At 73.6% G+C, this 19,089-nt stretch carries 17 protein-coding genes; 9 read left to right on the forward strand and 8 right to left on the reverse strand.

Going from position 1 to position 19,089, the window contains the following annotated elements; genetic code table 11:
- The first annotated feature begins 97 nt into the window (after nt 1–97).
- Together ACIF8S_RS15550 and ACIF8S_RS15555 are read left to right on the forward strand one after the other, a co-directional pair.
- A complete protein-coding gene (locus ACIF8S_RS15550) occupies nt 98–421 on the forward strand; it encodes a hypothetical protein (RefSeq protein WP_399999649.1) in 324 nt (107 codons plus the stop codon).
- A gap of 183 nt (nt 422–604) precedes the next feature.
- The gene (locus tag ACIF8S_RS15555) at nt 605–1,150 is read left to right on the forward strand and encodes an ATP-binding protein (protein WP_399999650.1); all 546 of its coding nucleotides are present in this window, start codon (nt 605–607) and stop codon (nt 1,148–1,150) included.
- Between the two features lie 98 nt (nt 1,151–1,248).
- On the opposite strand, the gene ACIF8S_RS15560 is transcribed toward ACIF8S_RS15555, so the two are convergent.
- The 5 genes from ACIF8S_RS15560 to ACIF8S_RS15580 all read right to left on the reverse strand — a co-directional run bounded on the left by ACIF8S_RS15560 (nt 1,249) and on the right by ACIF8S_RS15580 (nt 6,751).
- Entirely contained in the window at nt 1,249–3,351 is a 2,103-nt protein-coding gene (locus ACIF8S_RS15560; protein ID WP_399999651.1) for a peptidoglycan recognition protein, read from the reverse strand.
- Between the two features lie 281 nt (nt 3,352–3,632).
- Nucleotides 3,633–3,899 carry an SHOCT domain-containing protein gene (locus ACIF8S_RS15565; RefSeq protein ID WP_399999652.1) on the reverse strand — a complete coding sequence of 89 codons (267 nt, stop codon included), beginning with the start codon at nt 3,897–3,899 and terminating at the stop codon, nt 3,633–3,635.
- Between the two features lie 211 nt (nt 3,900–4,110).
- Nucleotides 4,111–4,530, reverse strand: coding sequence for a PPOX class F420-dependent oxidoreductase (locus tag ACIF8S_RS15570; protein ID WP_399999653.1), 420 nt, complete (start codon nt 4,528–4,530; stop codon nt 4,111–4,113).
- Nucleotides 4,531–4,583: 53 nt separating this feature from the next.
- Complete coding sequence (locus tag ACIF8S_RS15575) at nt 4,584–5,480, reverse strand: NAD(P)-dependent oxidoreductase (RefSeq protein WP_399999654.1); 897 nt, start codon at nt 5,478–5,480, stop codon at nt 4,584–4,586.
- Nucleotides 5,481–5,512: 32 nt separating this feature from the next.
- The gene (locus ACIF8S_RS15580) at nt 5,513–6,751 is read right to left on the reverse strand and encodes an ROK family protein (RefSeq protein WP_399999655.1); all 1,239 of its coding nucleotides are present in this window, start codon (nt 6,749–6,751) and stop codon (nt 5,513–5,515) included.
- 193 nt (nt 6,752–6,944) lie between these two features.
- Here ACIF8S_RS15580 and ACIF8S_RS15585 point away from each other — a divergent pair, with 193 nt between their 5' ends.
- Together ACIF8S_RS15585 and ACIF8S_RS15590 are read left to right on the forward strand one after the other, a co-directional pair.
- Nucleotides 6,945–8,078: a methyltransferase gene (locus ACIF8S_RS15585; RefSeq protein WP_399999656.1), complete on the forward strand. Its 1,134-nt coding sequence runs from the start codon at nt 6,945–6,947 to the stop codon at nt 8,076–8,078.
- 150 nt (nt 8,079–8,228) lie between these two features.
- Nucleotides 8,229–10,067 carry a glycoside hydrolase family 15 protein gene (locus ACIF8S_RS15590; RefSeq protein WP_399999657.1) on the forward strand — a complete coding sequence of 613 codons (1,839 nt, stop codon included), beginning with the start codon at nt 8,229–8,231 and terminating at the stop codon, nt 10,065–10,067.
- Between the two features lie 3 nt (nt 10,068–10,070).
- Here ACIF8S_RS15590 and ACIF8S_RS15595 read toward each other — a convergent pair whose 3' ends face one another.
- Complete coding sequence (locus ACIF8S_RS15595; RefSeq protein ID WP_399999658.1) at nt 10,071–11,039, reverse strand: hypothetical protein; 969 nt, start codon at nt 11,037–11,039, stop codon at nt 10,071–10,073.
- A gap of 177 nt (nt 11,040–11,216) precedes the next feature.
- On the opposite strand from ACIF8S_RS15595, the gene ACIF8S_RS15600 reads away from it, so the two are divergent.
- Both ACIF8S_RS15600 and ACIF8S_RS15605 read left to right on the forward strand, forming a co-directional pair.
- Nucleotides 11,217–13,460, forward strand: coding sequence for a heavy metal translocating P-type ATPase (locus tag ACIF8S_RS15600; protein WP_399999659.1), 2,244 nt, complete (start codon nt 11,217–11,219; stop codon nt 13,458–13,460).
- Between the two features lie 121 nt (nt 13,461–13,581).
- Nucleotides 13,582–14,226, forward strand: coding sequence for a phosphatase PAP2 family protein (locus tag ACIF8S_RS15605; protein ID WP_349799439.1), 645 nt, complete (start codon nt 13,582–13,584; stop codon nt 14,224–14,226).
- A gap of 36 nt (nt 14,227–14,262) precedes the next feature.
- Here ACIF8S_RS15605 and ACIF8S_RS15610 read toward each other — a convergent pair whose 3' ends face one another.
- Nucleotides 14,263–15,021, reverse strand: a complete 759-nt coding sequence (locus ACIF8S_RS15610) for a response regulator (protein WP_399999660.1) — start codon at nt 15,019–15,021, stop codon at nt 14,263–14,265.
- Nucleotides 15,022–15,247: 226 nt separating this feature from the next.
- Between ACIF8S_RS15610 and ACIF8S_RS15615 the strand changes: the two genes are divergently transcribed.
- From ACIF8S_RS15615 to ACIF8S_RS15625, 3 genes are all read left to right on the forward strand, one after another.
- A complete protein-coding gene (locus ACIF8S_RS15615; RefSeq protein WP_399999820.1) occupies nt 15,248–16,231 on the forward strand; it encodes a Bug family tripartite tricarboxylate transporter substrate binding protein in 984 nt (327 codons plus the stop codon).
- A gap of 71 nt (nt 16,232–16,302) precedes the next feature.
- A complete protein-coding gene (locus ACIF8S_RS15620; protein WP_399999661.1) occupies nt 16,303–16,839 on the forward strand; it encodes a tripartite tricarboxylate transporter TctB family protein in 537 nt (178 codons plus the stop codon).
- 1 nt (nt 16,840) lies between these two features.
- Nucleotides 16,841–18,349, forward strand: a complete 1,509-nt coding sequence (locus tag ACIF8S_RS15625) for a tripartite tricarboxylate transporter permease (RefSeq protein ID WP_399999662.1) — start codon at nt 16,841–16,843, stop codon at nt 18,347–18,349.
- A 67-nt stretch (nt 18,350–18,416) separates the two neighbouring features.
- Here ACIF8S_RS15625 and ACIF8S_RS15630 read toward each other — a convergent pair whose 3' ends face one another.
- A complete protein-coding gene (locus ACIF8S_RS15630) occupies nt 18,417–19,082 on the reverse strand; it encodes a class F sortase (RefSeq protein WP_349799447.1) in 666 nt (221 codons plus the stop codon).
- Between the last annotated feature and the right edge of the window lie 7 nt (nt 19,083–19,089).

The raw sequence follows: 19,089 nt of genomic DNA on the forward strand, positions 1-19,089 counted from the left end.
AGACTGCACCGGCGGGAGCAAGGGCACACTGGTTCTGGACAGCAGCCGGCCCGCGGAGCACGGTCCGGCACACCGACGCGCACAGAGGGGGCGGGGCATGGCGGAGCCGGAGTTCACGGCCACGGGCGTGCGGATCGGGCGGCGGCTGCGTTCGCTCACCCGGGCCGGACAGGTCCGGATCAGCGACGGGCGGCTGGAGTTGCTCACCAGCTACGGCACCGAGATCGACAGCGCGCCGGTACAGGCCGTACGGGCGACCCGGCCCTGGTTCGCGTCCGACGACCGGGCGCTGGCCGACCTCAACGGCCACCGGTACCTGCTCACCCTCGGGGGCCACGACCCGGCACCCGGGCAGCCGGGACCGCCGGCGGCCCGGCGTTTCATCGAGGCCGTCCGCCGGGCGGCGGGGCACGGCGCCTGAGGTGTCCGCGAGTTGCGCCACCCCACCCCCTGCGTCACGCTGGTCTCACGTCACTCTGGGTTTACCGGCGATAACGCTGCGAACCAGCCCGCCGGCCACGACAGCAGGCGGCAGCGTCACGCAGGCGCCCTGCTGGATCCCTACTCCGTGTTCTTCCGGACCTCACGTCGGGGAGTCGCAGCCGTGATCAGTCACCCGAGCAGGAACTGCACGGTGGAGCTCCAAGCCCTGCCGTCGCGGATCGGCCAGGTCCGCAGAATCGTATCTGCGCAATTGCGCTACTGGCATATGGACCCCCTGATAGACCGGGCCTCGCTCGGTGTGACAGAGCTCTTGTCCAACGTCCACCGGCACGCACAGCCCGACAAGACATGCACCGTCGAGATGGAACTGCTGCTCGACCGGCTGAAGGTGTCGGTGCACGACCACGATCCGCGGCTGCCGGTCGTCGCGGACGCCGGACCGCTCGCCACGTGCGGGCGCGGTCTGGCGATGGTGGCCGCCATGAGCGAGAGCTGGGGCGTGCTGCCGGACGGCGAGTCCGGCAAGGTCGTGTGGTTCACCCTGCCGACGTCCGCGGCGTCCGCCCCGGTGGACTGGGACCGGCGCCCGGTGCACACCGCCGCCGAACCGGCCGAGCCCCGGTTCACGGAGGTCGCGCTCGTCGACCACGTCTCCGACGTCCGACGGGCCGAATCCGCTCCCGCCCGGTCCGCCGTTCCCGGCTGACCGGGCGGTGAGGAAGCGACGCCCCGCCGGGAGCGCGGCACCCTGCGGCCCCGTGGTCCGCGGGGTGCCGCGGCCGGACGGCGGCGCGCGGCGGACCGCTACCTGAGGTAGACGAGTCCGTCCGTGGTGACGGTGGGCCGGCCGCTCGTGCCCACCACGACGATCTTGACCGTGTGCTTGGCGTTGGCCGACCACGACTTCGTCCAGATCGCCTGGCGGTAGCGCGTGGTCGCCGACCTCAGGTCCACCGTGGCGGCCTTCACGCCGTCGACGTACACGTACGCCTGGCCCGAACTCGACGCCCGGGACACCACCCAGGCCGCCGAGCGGCCGGTGAACGTCCACGTCAGGCTCGCGCCCTTGGACGCGCTGGAGTACGACCTGCCGCCGAGGTAGCTGGAGGAGGTGCGCGCGCTCCAGCTGCCCGTCCTGACCGCCGCGCTCTCCTGGAGGATCACCGGGGTGTAGGTCGCGGAGGCGTTGCGGTAGTTGCCGGCGTAGTCGTACGCCCGCATCGACCAGGTGGCCGCCGTGCCCGGCTTCGCGGTGCGGTTGGAGAGGTAGGCGGCGGCGCCGAAGGTGGCGGTCGCCGGGGACAGCAGCTGCACCTGGCGCAGGGCCTGGTCGTCGGCCGCCTTCCAGCGCAGGGCGACCGGGACGGAGCCGGTGTTGACGGTGCCGGTGCGCAGGGCCAGCGTGGGCGGGCCGGTGAACGTCGGCGCGGTCGTCTCCGCCACGACGGTCAGCGGGGCCGTGGTCGTCGTCGTGCCGGACTGGTGGGTCGCGCGCACGGTCACCGTGTGGGTCCCGACGGCCAGGGCGAGCCGCTTGGCGTAGCCGGCGCCCGAGGTGGCGGCGACGGCCCGGCCGTCGACGAGCACCTCGTACCTCTTGATCAGCGCGGCCGGTGTGGTGGCCGACCAGCGCACGACGGGCGTGCCCTTGGTGTAGTACGTCGAGCCCTTCGCCGCCGCGTCGGTGAGGGACACGATCTTCAGGCCGGCGACCGGCCCCGCCGCCCAGGCACGGACGGTCGGCAGCTGCGCGTACAGGGCGTCGCCCGGGCACTGGGTGTTGAATCCGTCGCGGTGGGCGGAGACGCGCTTGAACGTGTACGCCGTGCCCGACGTGAAGCTGGTGCCGAAGTAGTTCTTCTGCGTCGCGCCGGCGGTGAGCTGGACACTGCCGGACGGGTCGGCGCCGTACTGGCCGAGCTTCCAGGCCGACACGCGGGCGACGGCGGTGAGCGCGGCGCCCGAGGCGGCGGTGGAGCCGTACTCGCCGAGCACCGCGATGCCCGCCGACTCACGGTTGAAGCCGTAGGTGTGGGCGCCCAGCACGGGCCGGTCGATGCCGCCCTTGCGGCCCTCGAAGACCGTCCCGCACTTGTCGACAAGGAAGTTGTAGCCGACGTCGTTCCACTTGTTGACCTGCGTGTGGTACGCGTAGATGCCGCGCACGAGGGAGGCCGACTCCGCGCAGTCGTAGTCGTTGGCGCCGTCGGTGTGGTGGACGAACACCGCCTTGACGTCGGCGTTGTACTCCGACGGATCGGGGCTCTTCGACTCGTCGGCGCCCCAGCCGGCACGCGAGGTGACCGGCGGCTGGGGCACGGTGGACGGCGGCGCGGTGGGGTCCGGGGACGAGGAGGAGGACGGGGAGGGGCTCTCGTCGGCGACGAACGCGGCCGGCTCGGGCGCGCTCATCCGCGTCTCGGCCTCGGTCACCACACCCGGGTCGACGAGATTGACCTCGAGGCCCTTGGGCAGGGCCGCTGTCGTGCCGTCCTCGCGGGCGACCCGGGCCTCCACACCGTCGGAGGGTCCGACCCACAGCGGGTGGGACGCCCCGCGCATGCCGGCCTCCGGCTTCTCCGGCGGGGCCGCGTCCAGCTCCAGGTCGTGCCAGGCCCCCCAGGCGCCGGTCTCCAGGCTGCGGGTACGCACCTGCGCGGTGCCCTCCAGCGGCTTGAGCGCCCCCGTCCAGGAGACGCCGACGAGGGAGAACTGCTCCGTCCCGGTGCGCGGCAGCTTACGCTCGCCGGCCGCGGAGCCCGGCAGGGCCAGGTCGTAGACCTCGACCGGCCTCCTGTCCTGCCCGGCGGCCCCGGGTCCGTCGGAGGGGCTGGCCGTGGCGTAGGTGACCACGCCCCCTCCCCCGAGGACCACGGCGCCGAGCGTCAGCCACGCCCGGCGTTTCAAGCTCAGCGGTCTGTAGGCGTGCGACACGGCACGACGGCGTCGCGTACTGCGGCTCAAAGAATTCCCCACCCCGATGAAGCGGCCCGGACGGGCCGACGGAAGCTGCGGCGGTCACGCGGGGCTCTATGGCCCCACGGGACGCCTCACTCCGTGCAGCGCACCACCCCGCGCAACCGTCACAGCAAACCGGGGTGATCCACATCACCTTGGGCTGCGGAAGGGCGCCGGACCACCGCTGCTCCCCCACGGCGGCGGCCCGTCCACGGATGGCCGTGTCCGGCTCAGTCCCGGCGGCCGAACTGCTCCTCCAGCACGGACAGGCGGCGCCAGTACTCGTCCTCGTCGATCTCGCCGGAGGCGAAGCGGCGGCCGAGGACGGCCACGGGTGAGTCGCCTCGTGCGGCGGGCCCGTGCGGTCCGCGCGCGCCGCGCCACCCCGCGCGGCGCAGCAGGGTGATGCCCAGCCCGATGACCAGGGCCCAGAACAGGGGGAACAGCAGGATCCACGGGCCGGGCCCGCCGTCACCGAAGTACGCCGGCGTCTCCATGATCGTTCAACTCCTCGGGTGCGGTGTCCCGTCGCCGCTCGGCGACACTTCGAGACTCGCCCCGGGAGGGGGGTCCGGTCGTCGTACGGCCGGCGGCATCCGGCGTACGGCCCGGGGAGTACGCCGGGAGTGAGCGGCTGCTCCGCTCCTGCGGCGGGAGACCCCGCGGGGCCCGGGACGCACCGGTCCGGTGCGTCCCGGGCCCAACGGTTCAGCCGGTCTGGTCGTTGTCCTTCATGGCGCCCCAGCCGTGCCAGCGCTCGACCTCGACCCAGGCGCTCACCCGGCTGCGTTCGCGGTTGGGGTAGGGCGAGCCGCCGTAGTGGCGGGAGAGGCGGTCGATGTCGGCCAGGTCCTCGTCGTCGTACATCTCGGTCACGCGGCCGAGGAGGGTGACGTGGGTGTACCAGTCGTCCTCGGCGAGGATCGTGAGCGTGACGCGCGGGTCACGGCGGACGTGGCCGAGGCGGACCCGGCCCTCGTCGAAGTTGAGCAGCGCGCGGCCGTCCTCCCACAGGTACCAGGTGGGGGTGGAGACGGGCGCGCCGTCGGACCGCAGGGTGGCCATGACGCACGGGTTCGGTTTGCGCAGCAGCGCGTCGGCCTCGGGGGGCAGCGGGGGCTTGGACACGTGGAACTCCTCGCGTTCGTGGGGGGATCGGGAAAAATTGCGGTGGAGGGTGGTCAGGCGGAGGCCGCGGGTCCGTCGTCGAAGCTGGCGTAATAGGCGGCGGCCATGTCCTCGTCGCCGTGCCCCGCGCTCGCGGCCCGCTCCAGGCGCCGGGCGCTCGCGGCGGCGACGTCGAGGCGGACGCCGCCCCGCTCCCCGGCCCGCACGATCAGCGCGGCGTCCTTCGCGGCGGTCTTCACGGCGAACTGGGCCGGGGACAGCCGCTCTTCGAGGATCAGCTGGGCCTTCGCATGCAGATAGCCCATGTCGAGGGGTCCGCCGGCGATGAGGTCGAAGAAGGCGTCCGGTGCCACGTCGAGGGCGCCGGCCAGGGCGAGGGTCTCGCCCGCGGCGGCGGTGGCCGCGAGCACCCAGCTGTTGGCGACCAGCTTCAGCCGGGTGGCGCTCGCCGCCGCGCCGTCCTCCCCGGTCCACACGGTGCGGGCACCCACCGCGTCGAACACCGGGGTCACCGTGTCCCGCCCCGCGGCCGGACCGGCGGCGAGCACGGTGAGCTGTCCTTCCTCGGCGGGGCGGCGGGTGCCCAGCACCGGGCAGTCGTAGAAGCGCAGGCCGTGTTCCCGGGCGAAGGCGGCGAGTTCGGCGACGTCCTCGATGCCGCTGGTCGTGCACTGCGCCCAGGCGGTTCCGGGGCGCAGTGCGGGGGCGGCGGCACGCACGATCTCCAGGGTGGCGGGGCCGTCGTACAGCATGGTCAGCACCACGTCGGCGGACTCCACCGCCTCGGCGGGGGTGCCGGCGACGTGGGCGCCGTCGGCGGCCAGCGGCTCGGCCTTCGCACGGGTCCGGTTCCAGACGCGGACGGTGTGCCCCGCGCGGGCCAGGTTGCGGGCCATCGCGGCACCCATGATGCCGGTGCCCAGGACGCTGACGGTGAGCTTGTCGGTCATGCGGTCGGCCTTCTGTCGGTCGGTGGTCGTCCTTACCCCAGTGCCCCAAGAGGATCGTCCAGCACCGGCTGCCAGGCCAGCTCCGCCGCGCCGACCAGACTGTTGTGGTCCAGGGTGCAGGCGAGGATGGGTACGCCGCCACTGCGGCCCCACAGGCTGCGGTCGGCGACGACGGCGCGGAGCCGGTCCGGATCGGCCTCCAGCAGGGTGCGGTGCAGCCCGCCGAGGATGATGCGGTCCGGGTTGAGGATGTTGACCAGTCCGGACAGACCGAGGCCGAGCCGGTCGATGAGCTGTTCGGTGGCGCGGCGCACGTCCGGGTCGTCGTACTGCCCGCGGATCAGGTCGTCGGCCTGCTTCAGCAGCGACATCTCCGGGCCCGGCTCGCGGCCCGCCGCGGTGAGCAGGGCCAGCGGGTCCGCCTCGACGTCCAGACAGCCCCGGCTGCCGCAGTGGCAGGGGCGCCCGTCGGGGTTGACGGCGAGGTGGCCGACCTCCAGGGCGAGGCCCGAACTGCCCGTGTGGAGACGGCCGTCGAGCACCAGCGCGCCGCCGACACCGCGGTGCCCGGTGGCCACGCACAGCAGGTCGCGCGAGCCCCGTCCGGCGCCGTGCCGGTGTTCGGCGAGGGCGGCGAGGTTGACGTCGTTGGCCGCGAAGGCGGGGCCGTGGAGGCCGGCGGCGCGCACCTGCTCGGCGAAGATCTCGCGCACCGGTGCCCCCGCGGCCCAGGCCACGTGCAGGGGGTTCAGCGCCAGCCCCTCCGGTTCGGCGACCGCCGAGGGCACCGCGAGTCCGGCGCCCACGCACCGCCGTCCGGTCTCCCGCAGCAGCTCGGCGCCGGCCGCGACGACGGAGCCGAGGACCTTCGCCGGGTCGGCGTCGACGACCTCGCTGCCGGGCGCCGTGGCGACGATGCGGCCGCCGAGTCCCACCAGGGCCGCGCGGTAGCCGTCGGCGTGGATCTGCGCGGCGAGCGCCACGGGGCCGTCCTCGGCGACGGACAGCCGGTGCGAGGGGCGTCCCTGGGATCCGGCGGCCGCGCCGGGCCGGGCGTCCACGCGGATCAGTCCGAGCGCCTCCAGCTCGGCGGCCACCGCACCGGCCGTGGCCCGGGTGACACCGAGCTCCGCGGTGAGCACCGCGCGGGTCGGGGCGCGTCCGGTGTGCACGAGCTCCAGCGCGGGTCCGAGCGCACCGCGCCCGCGTTCCAGCCGCGTCCTCGAGGTGGTCCCTTCCCCCGCCGGCCGGGGGTCCGCCTTCCCGCTCATGGTGGCGAGTCTCCCATGATCCGCAACGGCCGCGGACGACAGGCCTCCGACGTGCCGGGCGGCGCTCCGGCGCCCGGCTCCGGCGGTCCGGCACGGACCGCTCTCCCCGGCACGTGTGCTCCCGGCGGCCCGCCGTCCGCCGTGCCGCGCCGAGCTGCGGCTCGGCTAGCCTGGCCGCACGATGAACGACCGTATGACGACTCCGTGGGGCGAGCCGGTGCTGACCCGCTTCCCCGAGGACCCGCGGGACAGGCTGCGCGCCTGGGACGCGTCCGACGAGTATCTCCTCAGGCATCTCGCCGACCGCCGGCCACCGTTGTCCGGCACGGTCGTGGTCGTCGGCGACCGGTGGGGCGCGCTGGTCACGGCGCTCGCCGCGTACCGCCCGACGCAGATCACCGACTCGTGGCTCGGGCAGGAGGCCACCCGCGCCAACCTCGCCCGCAACGGCGTCGAACCGGGTACGGTCCGGCTGCTCACCACGCGGGACGACCCGCCGGAGCGGATCGACGTGCTGCTGGTGCGGGTGCCGAAGAGCCTGGCGCTGCTGGAGGACCAGCTGCTGCGGCTGGCGCCCTCGGTACACGCGGACACGGTCGTGGTCGGCACCGGCATGGTGAAGGAGATCCACACCTCGACGCTGGCCCTCTTCGAGCGGATCCTCGGCCCGACCCGGACCTCCCTGGCCGAGCGGAAGGCCCGGCTGATCTTCTGCGCGCCGGAGCCCGCGGCGGCGCGTCCGGCGAACCCGTGGCCGTACCGGTACACGCTGCCCGAGGACGTCGGGCCCGTCTCGGGCCACACGGTCGTCAACCACGCGGGCGTGTTCTGCGCGGACCGGCTCGACATCGGCACCCGGTTCTTCCTGCGGCACCTGCCCGCCGGCCGGGGCGGCGGCCGGGTGGTGGACCTGGGCTGCGGCAACGGCGTGCTGGGGACGGCGATCGCGCTGGCCGACCCGAAGGCCGAGGTGCTGTTCGTGGACGAGTCCTTCCAGGCGGTCGCGTCGGCCCAGGACACCTACCGGGCGAACGACGTGAGCGGACCGGCCGAGTTCCGGGTCGGTGACGGCCTGGCGGGTGTCCCGGCGGGCAGTGTCGACCTGGTGCTCAACAACCCGCCCTTCCACTCCCACCAGGCGACCACCGACGCCACGGCCTGGCGCATGTTCACCGGCGCCCGCCGCACGCTGCGTCCCGGCGGCGAACTGTGGGTGGTCGGCAACCGGCACCTGGGCTACCACGCGAAGCTGCGCCGGCTGTTCGGCAACAGCGAGGTGGTCGCGTCGGACCCGAAGTTCGTGGTCCTCAAGGCCGTGCGCCGCTAGCTCATCCGGCCCGACGTATCCCCTGGTCAGGACCTCGCGGACGGCGGTTCTCCCCGAGTCCGCCGGGCCACCGGCCATCGCCGGGCGGGCCCCGTCGGCCGTGGGCTGCCTAAGCTGGTGGGAGCACGTGCGCCGGCCGAGGAGGCTGCGATGGACGGGACGACGGCCCAGCAGAGCGACGGATCCGGAGCCCGGCGGTACATGCCCATCGCCGATCACGGGCTGATCGGCGATCTGCGCAGCGTGGCACTGGTGGCGACCGACGGCACCATCGACTGGTACTGCGTCCCGTGCTTCGACGCCCCGAGTGTGTTCGCCGCGCTCCTGGACGCCGACCGGGGCGGCTGCTTCGAACTGGCGGCGGCCGTGCCGGCCCGCACCAAACAGTTCTACTTCCCCGACACCAACGTGCTGATCACCCGGTACTACACCGAGGACGGCGTGGGTGAGGTGCAGGACTTCATGCCCGTGTCCGGCGACTCCGTCGAGGAGGGCCGGCACCGGCTGATCCGGCGGGTGCTGTGCGTCCGCGGCTCCCTGCCGTTCCGCGCCCGCGTGGCGCCCCGGTTCGGCTACGCGACGCAGCCGCACACCGTGCGCGTCACCGGGGACGTGGCGGTCTTCGCGTCCGAGGAGCTGGACCTCGCCCTCACCTCCACCGTCCCGCTGGAGCAGGACGGACCCGACGTACGGGCGGACTTCAAGCTCGCCGAGGGCGAGACGACCGTGTTCGCCCTGGACCAGCTCGGCGACGAGCTGGCGCCGCGCGGGTGCGCGCACAAGGAGGCGGAGGAGGAGTTCGCCGCGACGGTGCGCTACTGGCGTGACTGGCTGTCCTCCTCCCGCTACCGGGGACGCTGGCGGGAGATGGTGCACCGCTCCGCCCTCACCCTGAAGCTGCTCACGTACGCGCCCACCGGGGCGATCGTCGCGGCGCCCACCACCAGCCTGCCGGAGGAGTTCGGCGGCGAACGCAACTGGGACTACCGGTACATGTGGGTGCGCGACGCGGCGTTCTGCGTCTACGCCATGCTGCGGCTGGGCTTCACCGAGGAGGCCGAGGCGTTCATGGCGTTCGTCTCCCGGCACATCAGCCCGGGCGACGGCAAGCCGTCGGGCCCGCTGCAGATCATGTACGGCATCGACGGCCGCACCGATCTGCCGGAGCGCACGCTGGACCACCTGGAGGGCCACCACGGCTCCACGCCGGTCCGGGTCGGCAACGCGGCGGCCGACCAGCTGCAACTGGACGTCTACGGCGCCCTGATCGACTCGATCTACCTCTACGACAAGTGGGCCGAGCCGATCTCCAGCGAGCAGTGGGACCACGTGACGGCGCTGGTGGACTGGGTGTGCGCGCACTGGGACCAGCCCGACGAGGGCATCTGGGAGACGCGCGGCGGGCGGAAGAACTTCCTGTACTCGCGGCTGATGTGCTGGGTGGCGATCGAGCGCGGCGTGCGGGTGGCACGCCGCCGCGGTCTGCCCGCCGACCTTCCGCGCTGGATGGAGTGCCGGGACGCGATCTACCGGCGGATCATGACCGACTGCTGGTCGGACGAGCTGCAGGCGTTCGTCCAGCACGAGGGCGGGGAGGTGCTGGACGCCGCGCTGCTGATGATGCCGATGTCGAAGTTCATCGCTCCGAAGGACCCCAAGTGGCTGTCCACGCTGGACTGTCTGACGCGGGAGCTCGTCTCGGACTCGCTGGTCTACCGCTACGACCCGCAGGTGAGCCCCGACGGACTGCACGGCGAGGAGGGCACGTTCTCCATCTGCTCGTTCTGGTACGTCGAGGCGCTGACCCGGGCCGGGCGGCTCGACGAGGCCCGGCTGGCCTTCGAGAAGATGCTCACCTACGGCAACCATCTGGGCCTGTACGCCGAGGAGATCGGCCACACCGGCAACCAGCAGGGCAACTTCCCGCAGGCGTTCACCCACCTCGCCCTGATCAGCGCCGCGTACAACCTGGACCGGGCGCTGGGCTGAGGTTCAGTGGCCGTGGCCGTCGGAGTGTTCCGGCGTGTTTCCGTGGCCGGGTGAGGTGCTCGGCCGGGGCTGCTCGGCGGTGGCCTTGCCCGCCTCGACGGTGAAGGCGGCGGTACGGACGACTCCGTCGTGCTTGAAGTCCAGGAACAGGCGGTAGCTGCCGCCGCTGGGCGCGGTCGCGGTGAAGGACACGTGGGGTCCGGGCTGGGTGCTGCCGTCGCCCGGTGCGCCCTCGGGGTGGACGTGCAGATAGGCGAGGTCCCCGGCCCGCAGGGCGACCAGGTGGCCGTAGGCGCCGAGGTAGGGCTGGAGGTCGGTGACCGGCCGGCCGTCCCGGGAGACGGTCAGCCGCAGTTCGCCGGCCCGGCCGGGCCGCAGCGTCCCGGTCAGCTCGACGTCGTAGCCGTCGACGTGGGCCGTGGCGGCCGGTTGCGGCAGGTCCTGGGGCGTGTAGGGGCCTGAGGCGGCCAGGTCGGCGCCGAGGGTGAGGTTCTCCGCGCCCTGCCGGTCCGGGGTGAAGTCGGCGAACACCCGGTACCCGCCGGCGCGCGGCAGGTCGGTCCGCGTGCTCCAGGTGCCGTCGGCGGCGCGCACGGGGTGAAGGTGGCGGTAGGTCACCAGGTCGCGGGAGGCGACGATGAGGTGCAGTTCCTTGTCGTGCTCGCGCCGGTACTCGGTGACGGGCCTGCCGTCCGCGTCGCGCACGGTGAAGCGCAGCTCGGCCCGCTGCCCGGCCGTGACGGCCGGGGTCTCCAGATCGAGGGTGTAGCCGGCCTCGGAGATCTGCAGCCCGCCGGCCGCCACGGCGGCGTGCGCGCCCCCGTGTTCCGGCTCTCCCGAAGGGTGTCGCGCCTGGTGGGCCTGCGGGCGGTCCTCGACCACCGGGTCGAAGGCCTGGCCCACGCCGTAGGCGGTGCCGAATGTGGCGGCCAGGGCGGCGGCGAACGTGGCGGTCTTCAGTCCGGTTTTCATGGCCGTCTCTCCCCTGAAACTGCGGCCCGTGACCCACCACGAGCCGATCGACACAGCTCACGATACCCCCAGGGGGTACCAAGTCAAGCTGACGGGTACCTTGCACTGGATACCCTACCGGGGTATACAGACGACCATGCCATATACCCCCACCCCGTATGCGCAAGGAGCCACGCCATGACCGTCCGCACGACCGCCGCCCCCGCCGAGGTGGAACTCTCCATCGGGGGCATGACGTGCGCCTCGTGCGCCGCGCGGATCGAGAAGAAGCTCAACCGGATGGAGGGCGTCGCCGCCACGGTCAACTACGCCACCGAGAAGGCCCGGGTCTCCTACGACGACGGGGTGACCGTCCCCGACCTGATCGCCACGGTCGAGGCCACCGGGTACACCGCCCGCGAACCCGCGCCCGACCAGGAACCCCCCGCCGACGGACCGGACGAACTCCGGCCGCTGCGCGAGCGGTTGATCACGGCGGTCGTGCTGTCGGTGCCGGTGATCGCGATGGCGATGGTCCCGGCCCTGCAGTTCGAGTACTGGCAGTGGCTGTCGCTGACGCTCGCGGCGCCGGTCGTGACGTACGCGGCCTGGCCGTTCCACCGGGCCGCCCTCACCAACGCCCGCCACGGCGCGGCCACCATGGACACGCTGATCTCGGTCGGCACGTCCGCCGCGTTCCTGTGGTCGCTGTGGGCCCTCTTCCTCGGCACCGCCGGCACGCCGGGCATGACGCACCCCTTCGAGTTCACCGTGGCCCGCTCGGACGGCGCCGGGAACCTCTACCTGGAGGCAGCGGCGGGCGTCACGGCGTTCATCCTGGCCGGCCGCTACTTCGAGGCGCGCGCCAAGCGCAGGGCCGGAGCCGCCCTGCGGGCACTGCTGGAACTGGGCGCGAAGGACGTCACCGTCCTCCTCCGGGACGGCCGGGAGGAGAGGCGTCCCGTCACCGCACTGGCGGTCGGCGACCGCTTCCTGGTCCGCCCGGGCGAGAAGATCGCGACCGACGGCACCGTCGTCGAGGGGTCCTCTGCGGTGGACGCGTCGATGCTCACGGGGGAATCCGTGCCCGTCGAAGTCACGAGCGGCGACCAGGTCACCGGCGCCACGGTCAACGCCGGCGGCCGTCTCGTGGTGGAGGCCACGCGGGTCGGCGCGGACACGCAACTCGCCCGCATGGCGCGGCTCGTCGAGGACGCGCAGAACGGCAAGGCGTCCGCCCAGCGGCTCGCCGACCGGATCTCCGCGGTCTTCGTCCCCGTGGTCATCGCGCTCGCCCTGGCCACGCTCGGCTTCTGGATCGGCAACGGCGCCGGGGCCACGGCCGCGTTCACCGCCGCCGTGGCCGTCCTGATCATCGCCTGCCCCTGCGCGCTCGGCCTCGCCACCCCGACCGCGCTGATGGTCGGTACCGGACGCGGCGCCCAGCTCGGGATCCTCATCAAGGGGCCGGAGGTGCTGGAGTCCACCCGTCGGATCGACACGGTGGTCCTCGACAAGACCGGCACCGTGACCACGGGCCGTATGAGCCTCCTGGCCGTCCACCCCGCCGAGGGCACCGACGCGACGGACGTCCTGCGGCTCGCGGGCGCGGTCGAGCACACCTCGGAACACCCGATCGCCCGTGCCGTCGCCGAGGCCGCACGGGAGAAACTGGGCAACCTGCCCGCCCCGGAGGACTTCGCCGCCGTCCCCGGGCTGGGCGCCCAGGGCGTCGTCGAGGGCCACGCGGTCCTGATCGGCCGCCCCCGGCTCATGGCCGACCGGTCCCTGACCGTCCCCGCGATCCTGCACCGCGCCCTCGACCGGGCGGAGGCGGCCGGCCGCACCGCCGTCCTGGCCGCCTGGGACGGCGAGGTCCGCGCCGTGCTGGAGATCGCCGACACCGTCAAGGAGACAAGCCCCGAGGCGGTACGACGCCTGCGCGCCCTCGGGCTGCGCCCGGTCCTCCTGACGGGCGACAACGAGGCGGTGGCCCGGTCCGTGGCCCACGAGGTGGGCATCGCACCCGACGACGTGTTCGCGGAGGTGCTGCCCCAGGACAAGGTGGACGTCGTCACGCGCTTCCAGTCCGAGGGGCGTTCGGTCGCCATGGTCGGCGACGGCGTCAACGACGCGGCGGCCCTCGCCCAGGCCGACCTGGGCCTGGCGATGGGCACCGGCACGGACGCGGCGATCGAGGCGGGCGACCTCACCCTGGTCCGGGGAGACCTGCGGGCCGCGGCGGACGCCGTCCGGCTCGCCCGCCGCACGCTCGCCACCATCCGCTCCAACCTGTTCTGGGCGTTCGCCTACAACGTCGCCGCGTTGCCGCTCGCGGCGGCCGGGCTGCTCAACCCGATGATCGCGGGCGCGGCCATGGCGTTCTCCTCGGTGTTCGTGGTGGGCAACTCGCTGCGGCTGCGGACGTTCCGGGCTGCCTGAACCGCCGACAGGGCGGGGTGGGCGGGTCCTCCGCGTGGATCTTGCGTACCGTGGGCACCCGGTGCGTCCCGCCCCACGGTGGCGGGTACGCCACTCGACGATGTCACCGCGGGAGGGACAGATGAGCGAGCCGCCGACCGACCGTAACGTCACGAGATCCGTAACCCCCGCCGACGGCCTGCGCAGGGTCGCCTCGGCGGTGCTGAGCGACCTCAGAGCGGTGGACGGCGCCCTGTACGCGGCGGTCGCCGCCACCCCGACGCCGACCCTCGACCGCGCGCTGCGCCGGCTCTCCCACGCGGCCGACCACTCCAAGATCTCGTTCGCCGTCGCCGGCGCGCTGGCCCTCGCGGGCTCCCGCCCACGCCGTGCGGCGCTCGCCGGCGTCGGGGCCGTAGCGGTGGCCTCGGCGTCGGCGAACCTGCTGGGCAAGCGGCTGGTACGGCGGGACCGCCCGGACCGTGAGGCGGCCCGGGTGACGGTGGACCGGCACGTCCCCATGCCCATGTCGGCGTCGTTCCCTTCCGGGCACACGGCGTCGGCGGTCGCCTTCGCGACGGCGGTCGGCACGGTGCTGCCGGCCGCGTCGGTGCCGCTGGGCGCGTTGGCGGGGGCGGTGGGGTACTCGCGCATCCATACGGGGGTGCACTATCCGGGGGACGTGGCGGCGGGCGCGGTCCTGGGCGTGGCGAGCGCCGCGACGGCACTGGCGGTGGCGTCGTCCCGCTTCCCGGCGTCGTTCCCCCGGGGCCCGCGGCGCGGCTGAACCCGGTGCCCGGCCCGTGCGGGGCAAGCGCCGGCCCTAGGCTCCGCCCCGCACCCGGGACGCCCCCGATCGCACCTCTGCCGGCCGGACCCCCGGCACCAGCCACCGGTACCGCCGCTCGGGCCGCCCCGTGGCCCCGTACCGCAACGACACCTCCGCCAGCCCCACCGAGTGGAAGTGCTCCAGATACCGTCGCGCGCTCACGCGCGACACCCCGGTCAGCTCCGCGCACCCACTCGCCGAGAGACTCCCGTCCGCCTCCCGCAGCGTCCGCTCGATCAGCCCGGCGGTCTCCGCACTCATCCCCTTGGGCAGCACCGGCGAGACGGGCGTCGCCGCCGCCCCAGCCAGCACCCGGTCGACGTCCGCCTGCCCGCGTACCACCGTGTCCCGCATCCGCCCCCGCTGGACGGCGTACCGCTCGAGCCGTCCCCGCAGGTCCCCGAAGTCGAAGGGCTTCAACAGGTAGTCGACGACGCCGTGCCGCACCGCGCCGCGCACCGCGTCCGCCTCCCGGGCGGCGCTGATGACCATGACGTCGCAGTCGTGCCCGGCGGCGCGCAGCCGGGGGATGACGTCGAGACCGAACACGTCGGGCAGATACAGATCGAGCAGCACGAGATCGGGACGCAGCCCGTCCACCGCGGCGACGGCCTGCTCCCCGCTGCCGGCGACACCCACCACCCGGAATCCGTCGACCCGTTCGACGTACGCCCGGTGCACCCGCGCCACCCGGAAGTCGTCGTCGACCACGAGCACCGCGATGGTGTCGGCCGTCCCCTCCCCGTCCCGCATCCCGCCATCATGACGCCCGCCCTCGACGCGGCAAAGGGATCTGCGCGAGAGCTGCCGAACTCCTGCACGGCACCACCCGCCCCGTTGACACAACGACCACAACCTCCATTGCTTCCGTAACCGCGACAGCCCGCCCTCGCCCGGGCACCATGTGGCCCGCGTCACCCTCCCCTCCCCAGGGGTCCGACGTGCGTCCAGACGACCCGACCGACAGGTGGTGGCACTCGTGCGCCTGCGCACACCCCTCGCCCTGTTCGGGGCCGCCCTGCTCGTCCTCGTGGGCCCCCCGCTGCTCACGACCGGCGGCGGCACCGACAGCGGCACCCACATCCCGGGCCTGCGCCTCATGGTCCCCAACACGCCGGGCGGCGGTTACGACATCACCGCGCGTACGGCCGCGAAGAACGCCGAGGACGCCGGACTCACCCGCTCCGTGGAGGTGTTCAACCTGCCCGGGGCCGGCGGCACGGTCGGCCTGACCCGCTTGGTCGGCGAGCGCGGCAACGGCAAGCTGGCGATGTCGATGGGGCTCGGCGTGGTCGGCGCGGTCCGCTCCAACGACGCGCCCCGCACCCTCGCGGACACCACGCCCATCGCCCGGCTCACCGAGGAGCAGGACGTGGTGGTGGTGGCGAAGGACTCCCCGTACCGGACCGTCGACGACCTGATCGGGGCCTGGAAGGAGAACCCCGGCCGGCTGCCGGTGGGCGGCGGCTCCTCCCCCGGCGGCCCCGACCATCTGGCCCCGATGCTGATGGCACAGGCGGCGGGGGTCCCGCCCAAGGACGTCAACTACATCCCCTTCGACGGCGGAGGCGAACTGCTCGCCTCGATCCTCGGCAACAAGGTCGCCTTCGGCGTCTCCGGGGTCGGCGAGTACCGCGACCAGATCGAGGCCGGCGAACTGCGCCTGCTCGCGGTGACCGGGCCCGAGCGCGTACCGGGCCTCGACGCGCCCACGCTCAAGGAGTCGGGCTACGACGTGGAGTTCACGAACTGGCGGGGCGTCGTCGCCCCGCCCGGCCTCACCGACGCCGAACGCGGCAAGCTCGTCCGGCTGCTGGAGGAGCTGCACGACTCGACGGAGTGGCAGGAGTCGATGGAGCGCAACGGCTGGGACGACGCGTTCCTGACCGGCGACGAGTTCGGCGCGTTCCTCGCCGCCGAGGACGAGCGCGTGGTCTCGGTACTGAAGGAGCTCGGCCTGTGACGACACCCCCCACGCCCCCGGACCCCTCGGCCCCCGACACCCCCGGATCCCCCCGAACCCCCGCCACCCCCATGACAACAGGCACCCCCGACACCCCCGACACCTCCCCCACCTTCCGGGCCTGGCTCCGCGACCACTCCGAACTGGGCGTCGGCGTCCTCCTCCTGGCCCTCGGCGTCCTCGTCCTCACCGACGCCCTCACCATGGACGTCGACATCACCCAGCGCGGCCCCGTGGGGCCGAGGACCGTGCCCGTCGTCGTCGGCCTCGGACTGGTCGTCGTCGCCGCCCTCCTCACCGTCGACGTGCTGCGCGGCGGCCGGGGCCAGGCGGAGGCCGGTGAGGACGTCGATCTGTCCGAGCCCGCCGACTGGCGCACCGTGCTGCTGCTCTCCGGGGTTTTCCTCGGCTCCGCCGTCCTCATCGAGCCGCTCGGTTTCCCCGCCGCGGGCGCCCTGCTCTTCTGGGGCGCAGCCTTCGCGCTGGGCAGTCGCAGGGCGGACCGTGACCCGCTGATCGCGGCGCTGCTCTCGCTGTTCACCTACGCCGTGTTCGACAAGTTGCTCGGAGTGCCGCTGCCCGGCGGTCCGCTGATGGGAGTGCTGTGACGTGAACGCCCTCAACTCCCTCCTGGACGGCTTCGGTACGGCCCTCACCCCGCTCAACCTGCTCTGGGCGGCGGTCGGCGTGCTGCTGGGCACGGCCATCGGCGTCCTGCCCGGCATCGGCCCGGCGATGGCCGTGGCCCTGCTGCTGCCGGTGACGTACGGACTGGAGCCGACCGGCGCGTTCATCATGTTCGCGGGGATCTACTACGGCGCGATGTTCGGCGGGTCGACGACCTCGATCCTGCTGAACACGCCCGGTGAGAGCGCGGCCGTGGTCGCCGCCATGGAGGGCAACCCGATGGCGAAGTCGGGGCGCGGCGCGCAGGCCCTCGCGGCCGCCGCCATCGGCCACTTCGCGGGCGGCATGGTGGGGACGGTCCTGCTCGTGGCGCTGGCGCCGACGGTCGCCGACCTGGCGGTGGACATCGGCGCCCCGGACTACTTCGCCATCATGGTGCTGGCGTTCATCGCCGTGACCTCGGTCCTCGGCTCGTCGCGGATCCGGGGGCTGGCCTCGCTGCTGATCGGCCTGACGATCGGCCTGGTGGGCCTGGACCAGATGACCGGACAGCAGCGGCTGACCTTCGGTTCGCTGCAACTGGCCGACGGCGTGGACGTGGTGATCGTCGCGGTGGGTCTGTTCGCGATCGGTGAGGCGCTGTGGGTGGCGGCCCATCTGCGGCGCAGGCCACCGGACCCGATCCCGGTGGGCCGGCCGTGGCTGGGCCGCGCGGATCTGCGGCGCACCTGGAAGTCCTGGGCGCGCGGACCGTTCATCGGCTTCCCGTTCGGCGCGATCCCGGCGGGCGGCGCGGAGATCCCGACCTTCCTGTCGTACGTGACGGAGAAGCGGCTGTCGAAGCACAAGGACGAGTGGGGCAAGGGCGCCATCGAGGGGGTGGCGGGGCCGGAGTCGGCGGCGTCCGCCTCGGCGGCGGGCACGCTGGTGTCGATGCTGACGCTGGGCCTGCCGACCACGGCGGTGGCGGCGGTCATGCTGGCCGCGTTCCAGCAGTACGGCATCCAGCCGGGCCCGTTGTTGTTCGAGCGCGAGCCCGACCTGGTGTGGGGCCTGATCGCCTCGCTGTTCGTCGGCATGGTGCTGCTGCTGGCGCTGAACCTGCCGCTCGCCCCGGTGTGGGCGAAGCTGCTGCGCGTCCCGCGGCCGTACCTGTACGCCGGGATCATGTTCTTCGCGGCGGTGGGCGCGTACGCGGTCGGCGGTGAGGTGATCGACCTGGTGCTGCTGCTGGTCGTCGGGCTCATCGGGTTCGGCATGCGGCGCTACGGCCTGCCGGTGCTGCCCGCCGTCATCGGTGTCATCCTCGGACCGGCCGCCGAGCAGCAGCTCCGCCGCGCGCTGCAGATCAGCGACGGAAGCGTCGGTGGTCTGGTCGACACGCCGTTCTCGGTGACGGTGTACGCCGTCGTGTCGCTCCTGCTCGCCTGGCCGCTGCTCCGCAAGGTGCTGCCCCGCCGCCGCCCGCCGGCACCCGGCGAGAGCGCCTGAGCCGTCGGACGACGGCGGACTCCCCGGTGCCGGGCCCGGGACGCGGACGGCGTCCCGGGCGTCGCTCTCAGACGAGGTGGGCGAAGACCACCAGGTTCTCGGTGTAGTCCTTGGCGGTGCGGTCGTAGTCGCCGGCGCAGGTGATGAGCCGGACCTGCGCGTCGGGGGTGTCGGCGTACACACGCTCGTCGGGGAAGTCGTCCTTGGCGAAGGACTCCGTCTCGTCGACGGCGAAGGTGGCCGTGGTGCCGTCGGCGCGCTGCACGCGGAAGCGGTCGCCCTTCTCCAGTTCGCCGAGGCGCGCGAAGACGGCGGCGGAGGTGGCGGTGTCCACGTGCCCGGCGACGATCGCCGTGCCGAGTTCACCCGGCGAGACGCCCTTGGCGTACCAGCCGACGAGGTTGGTGTTGTGGGCCGGCGGTGGTTCGAGCTGCCCCTTGCTGTTGATCGCGAGCGCGGTGAAGGGGGCGTCGACGCCGATGGACGGGATCTGCAGCCGGGTCGGCCTGGCCCGCGGCAGCTGTTTGGCGGGCGACTCCGAGGGAGCGGGTCCGCTCTCGGCCGGCCCGGTGGACGTCCCGGCGGACGGTGCGGTCGCGGCCGCGCGGGAGGCGTGCGGTCCGTGGGCGTCGTCGGGCGGGTCCTCGCCGCCGCCCATCAGCGTGGTGGCCAGCAGCAGGCCGGCGCCGCCCCAGAAGACCGCGGTCATGACGGCGCGCAGTCGTCGCCTCATCGGCGAC

Source organism: Streptomyces sp. NPDC085937 (assembly GCF_044540535.1).
GTDB lineage: Bacteria > Actinomycetota > Actinomycetes > Streptomycetales > Streptomycetaceae > Streptomyces.